We start from the raw sequence: 5,366 nt of genomic DNA on the forward strand, positions 1-5,366 counted from the left end.
TGAGCACGATCCTCGACGACTACAGCCGCTACATCGTCGCCTGGAAACTCTGCACCACGATGAAAGCCGGCGATGTCACAGACACGCTTGAGCTGGCGCTCGAGGCGTCGGGCTGTGATACGGCAACCGTTGGACACCGACCACGGCTGCTCAGCGACAACGGCTCGTCGTACATCTCCCACGACCTGGCGGACTGGCTCGGCGAGCGCAGCATGGAACATGTCCGTGGCGCCCCGAACCACCCGCAGACCCAGGGCAAGATCGAGCGCTGGCACCAGACCCTCAAGAACCGCATCCTGCTCGAGAACTACTATCTGCCGGGTGCCCTCGAGCAGGCCGTCGAAGCCTTCGTCGAGCATTACAACCACCGCCGATACCACGAGAGCATCGGCAATCTCACCCCGGCCGACGTCTATCTCGGGCGCGGCCAGGACACGCTCCGGGAAAGGAGGAAGATCAAGGAGCAGACCCTGAAACAGCGCCGCTTGCTCAACCAGAGACAGGCCGCGTAGAATCGAAACCGATGAGCCAGATCCTCCAAAGGCACATCACGTCAAGACGCCCATTTTATCTGACGACGGACACTCGAGAAAGCTTGCTGCCCCATGACGGCGGGCCTGCCCGATGAAACCTTCCGGGTCCAGCGCCCCCCGACTGGTCAAGATCTTCGCCTGTTCCCGAACGGAGAGGTTCTGCAACTGGGTTACAACGATTGGAGCACCGGTTGTCGCGGCCTGGAGCGCCGAAAGATCTGCGGCCCCGCGCCAGTCCTCAACCCGGCAACTGATCCGCCAACACTCAAGCGAGCTGGAAAGCATTTTGTCGCGTAGCTGAAAGATCTTGTCCTTCTTTGATCCCTCGGACCGATCCTCATCCAGCGCGTCGACGAAGAGCGGCGATTCAACGTGCTGGCCACCAGACACTCTGAGCGCGCGGGCGATCGTGACACTTCTTGATGCCGCCTTCGCGGCGGTCTCGAAGACCGTAGATTTCCCGCTTCCCGGTTCGCCCAGTAACACCACATAGGGGCAGTCAGACAATTCGGAGAATGGCAGCGATCGGCCCACCATTTCGTCCGGACCGGCGATCACGGCCACCATCCGATCAAGTTCGGCGATTTGTGGGTTGGCTTCAGCCACAGAGCCTTGCTCCGAATAATCGATTCTGAGACCGAGTCTAGTCGTGCCGAATGTCCCTTCCAAGAAGAGGGCATGCTCGGTTCGAGATGCGATCCGTCATTCCATGGTGACGCCGCGCTGCCTGTCGAACGCGCCACTAAGACACTATGGGGCTCGGATGGGACCCATTGGATGATCGAGGGTGGGGGTGCCGTCAGGTTTCCACAGGTGGACGGATGCGATCACGTGCCCGGTTGGATCGACACCAGCGTTGTTGCGCTCTGTACTAGGACAAACACCCAGCGGGCGGAAGGTGCGTCGCCAAGGCCAGCATTCTGTGGGATGCGATGTGGGTCCACCGGTACAGAATGTCAAAAAAATGCAATTATAACAATAAGTGAGATCGAAGTAGTGGCGGAAGGAAGGGATTCGAACCATCAGGATAGTTGGACGGCCTTATCTCTTAGGAAAGGGGCCGAAGAAGAGTTTCTTCGCACTGATCTGAAACCGGCTGGACTTCCCCTGCACCGCAAGCATGCATGGTCACGGGACTGGCCACGCGAGAGGTGCGTGGTCAGCCCGGCCCGGGGCCGCATCGCGGTTCGGGCTTCTCCTGGTGACAGCGCCGGCATCGGGCCGGCGCGAACGCAAACCACGGAGACGGACCATGACCACGCTCAACGACAAGCAGATCGCTGTCCTCGGCAATGCCGCGAGCCGGCCGGCCGGCAATGTCCTGCCGCTGCCGGAGGACATGCAGATGAAGGGTGGCGGGCTCGCTGCCATGCTCAAGGCCCTGGCGCGCCGCGGTCTCGTGCAGCGCTCGGAAGATGACGACTGGATGATCACCGGCGCCGGCCGTACGGCCGTCCGCGGGGTGGTCGAGGATGAAAAGGGCGAGGACCAGAAGACCGAGCCGCAGGTTGCGACCGAGGAAGCGGACGCGGGCGACGGCGATGGCGTCGCGACGCCGCTCTTCCGGCCGGGCACGCGGCAGTCGCAGCTGCTGGAGCTGCTGCTGCGGGAGGAGGGCGCCGATATCGACGAGATGGTGCAGCTTACCGGCTGGCAGCCGCACAGCGTCCGGGCGGTGCTGACGGGCTTCCGGAAGCGCGGCGTCGAGGTGACCCGCACGAAGGAGGGCAACGGCGTCAGCGTCTACCGCGCCTCCGCGCCGACGAACGCCGTCGAAGCCGTCGGCTGAAGGCGCGGTGACGATGCGAGGCGAACGCGCATTGGCTGCAGGCGGCGACGATCCGGTCGCCGCCTGTCACATCCGCACCGGGACCGGCGGCAGGGTTCCCGGCGGGCCTTCACCGCCGGCCTCGACGTTCGCGCCAGCAGTGGCGGATGTGGACGACCGGGTTCGAGAGCTGACACGGGAACAGCTGGTCATCTTCTGGCAGCGTCGCTGGCGACGGCCACCACCGAAGGGAGTCAGCCGGCGGCTGCTTGAGTGCAACGCCGCCTGGTTGCTGCAGGCCGAAGGGCTGGGCGGGGTCGGCGCTGCCACGCGGCGTCGCCTGAACGAACTGGCCGAGGCCCGCGAGGATGACCGCGGGACGACTGACGCTGCCAGGAAGCCCGTCAGCGGGCCGAAGGTCTCGCGGCGGCCCCTGCGACCGGGGAGCCGCCTGATCCGGCAGTGGCAGGGGCGGACCCACGTCGTCGACGTGGTCGACGATGGCTTCAGCTATGACGGCCGGAACTTTAGCTCGCTCACGGCCATCGCCTTCGAGATCACCGGCGCCCGCTGGTCGGGTCCGCGGTTCTTCGGGCTCAATCGATCGAAGACCGATTCGCTCAGAGTGCGGAGCACGAGAGGGACGCAAGAAAGTACGCTGGAGGCGAGCCCGCCTCCCTCCGTCGAGGACGGTCCGGATGTCTGAGCGTCCACGCAACGGCGCTACGGGTTCGAGAGCACAGGGAACGAGGGGAAGGGCTGGCTCCGTCGCCCGCACCGGGACATCGGGCCGGATGGTCCGCTGCGCCATCTACACGAGGAAGTCGACGGAGGAGGGGCTGGAACAGGCCTTCAATTCGCTGGATGCGCAGCGGGAGGCCTGCGCCGCCTATATCCGCAGCCAGCAGCACGAGGGCTGGCAGGAACTGTCCAACCGCTACGACGATGGCGGCTTCTCCGGCGGCTCGATGGAACGGCCGGCCCTGGCTTCGCTGCTGGACGACATCCGGGCCGGCCGCATCGACACGGTGGTGGTCTACAAGGTCGACCGGCTGACCCGCTCGCTCGCCGACTTCGCCAAGATCGTCGAGTTGTTCGAGGGCCAGGGCGTCTCCTTCGTCTCGGTGACCCAGCAGTTCAACACCACCACCTCCATGGGSCGGCTGACRCTCAACGTGCTGCTCTCCTTCGCCCAGTTCGAGCGCGAGGTCACCGCCGAGCGCATCCGCGACAAGATTGCGGCCTCCCGGAAGAAGGGCATGTGGATGGGCGGCGGCGTGCCGGTGGGCTATCGCGCCGAGGAGCGGCAACTGGTCGTCGACGAGGATCAGGCACAGCTCGTCGGTCGCATCTTCGACCTCTATCTCGAGCTGGGTTCGGTCAGGGCGGTGCAGCAGGTTCTGGACGCGGAAGGCATCCGCACGCCGCGGCGAACGAGCAAGGCGGGCAGGAACCATGGCGGCCGGCCCTTCAGCCGGGGCAACCTCTATTCGATCCTCGGCAATCCCGTCTATATCGGCCGGGTCCGCCATCGGGGCGAGGTCTTCGATGGCCGGCACGAGGCCATCATCGACCGTGAGACCTGGACTCGCGTCCAGAAGCAACTGGCCCATCAGGCACGACGCAAGCGGGACACTGGCGGAGGGGCCAGCCAGCACCTGTTCGCCGGGCTTTTGTTCGATGAAGAGGGCGCGCCGCTCTACGCGACCCAGGCCAGCAAGCAGGGCCGACGCTATCGCTACTACACGTCGAAGGCGCTCGTGGAGGGCAGGGAAGACGCCGCCGGTCCGGGCAAGGGCTGGCGCATTACAGGGCCCGCCTTCGAGAAGCTGGTGGTCGAACAGCTGCAGGCTCTGCTTCGCGACCCCATCCGCCTGATGGACCTGCTGGAGGACAACACTCGCGACAACACCCGTCTCGCCGACCTAATCGACCGGGCCGCGGAGATGGCCGATGAACTTTGTTCTGAACAAGCAGGGTCAGACGGCGACCTACTTCGCCGGCTGGTTCGGCGCATCGAACTCCGCGACGGCATTCTCGGGCTGGCACTCGACCGGGGGACACTGGATGAACAGGACGGGCCTGGGCAAGAGGAGCTCTCGATCGAACTGCCGGTTCGGGTCGCCCGGCGCGGCGTGGAAAGCCGCATCGTGCTGTCCGGCGAGAACACCTACGCCGGGACACCCGATGCGGCGCTGGTGCGGCTGATTACCCGCGCCCATCGCTGGAACAACATGCTGGCGACGGGCGAGGCGGGCTCGCTGCAGGAATTGTCCCGCGAGGCAGGCATCGACCGCAGCGAGATCGGCCGCGTGTTGCAGCTGGCGTATCTCGCCCCCGACATCACCGAGGCTATTCTCGATGGCCGTCAGCCCTCCGAGTTGACGGCGCATCGCCTGAAGCGGATGGCCGGGCTGCCGCTCGACTGGGCCGAGCAGCGGAAGGCGCTGGGCTTCGCCTGATCGAGCACTCGGCGACCGCTCCGGTAAAACCATCTGTCCCCGACTCCGGAACCATGTGTCCGGCTACAATTGCCCGCCGGCGAAATGATGGTGGGGCTGCCGAAATGGCCCAAAAGAGACGCTCGCCGAAATGGGCGGCAAAATCGCCGGATTCACCGTCTCTCGTGGCGGGCATTCGTCTCGAAAGCGCCCCGCAGTCCCGGAAAGCCGGCATTCTGGAGTCCGGCTATCGGGGCTGGCGATTTTTGAAGACTAGTTGGTCGTGTGGCCAGTCCCGGTCGAACGGGTCTCGTGCATCGCGACCCTGTTTACAGGGAAGAACAGGGAAATTTCGTCTTTTTCGGGCCTGGCGGGGTGCTTTTGGTCGCCGTAACCCCCTGAAATCCGGTTCCTTTTCGGGCAAATTCCCTGTGGCCAATAACAGGGAATTCAAGTCCCGGAACAGGGAGCCGGAACCGATCTGCAGGGAATCCGACACTGAATGCAGGGAACGCTGCTTCCAGGAGCAGCGAATTCCCCAGGGAATTCCCGTCGAACCCCCCGGTCCGCCGCGCTTCGGGCTGACGCCAACGATGATGCCGTGCGCGGTCGCAGGCCCGGAAC

The 5,366-nt window shown here is 64.9% G+C and carries 5 protein-coding genes; 4 read left to right on the top strand and 1 reads right to left on the bottom strand.

What is annotated here, in order from left to right; genetic code table 11:
- Positions 1–512, top strand: a 512-nt coding sequence (locus tag CWC60_RS22160; RefSeq protein ID WP_164516361.1) for an integrase core domain-containing protein, incomplete at its 5' end; no start/stop codon positions are given.
- Between the two features lie 36 nt (positions 513–548).
- On the opposite strand, the gene CWC60_RS22165 is transcribed toward CWC60_RS22160, so the two are convergent.
- A complete protein-coding gene (locus CWC60_RS22165; RefSeq protein ID WP_109796317.1) occupies positions 549–1,139 on the bottom strand; it encodes a hypothetical protein in 591 nt (196 codons plus the stop codon).
- A 646-nt stretch (positions 1,140–1,785) separates the two neighbouring features.
- On the opposite strand from CWC60_RS22165, the gene CWC60_RS22170 reads away from it, so the two are divergent.
- From CWC60_RS22170 to CWC60_RS22180, 3 genes are all read left to right on the top strand, one after another.
- Positions 1,786–2,322 (top strand): DUF3489 domain-containing protein, encoded by a 537-nt coding sequence (locus tag CWC60_RS22170; protein ID WP_164516695.1) that lies wholly within the window; start codon positions 1,786–1,788, stop codon positions 2,320–2,322.
- A gap of 13 nt (positions 2,323–2,335) precedes the next feature.
- Positions 2,336–3,007, top strand: a complete 672-nt coding sequence (locus tag CWC60_RS22175; protein WP_109796105.1) for a DUF2924 domain-containing protein — start codon at positions 2,336–2,338, stop codon at positions 3,005–3,007.
- 88 nt (positions 3,008–3,095) lie between these two features.
- A complete protein-coding gene (locus CWC60_RS22180) occupies positions 3,096–4,763 on the top strand; it encodes a recombinase family protein (RefSeq protein ID WP_109796106.1) in 1,668 nt (555 codons plus the stop codon).
- Positions 4,764–5,366 lie beyond the last annotated feature (603 nt).

The organism is Minwuia thermotolerans (assembly GCF_002924445.1).
GTDB classification, from domain to species: Bacteria; Pseudomonadota; Alphaproteobacteria; order Minwuiales; family Minwuiaceae; genus Minwuia; species Minwuia thermotolerans.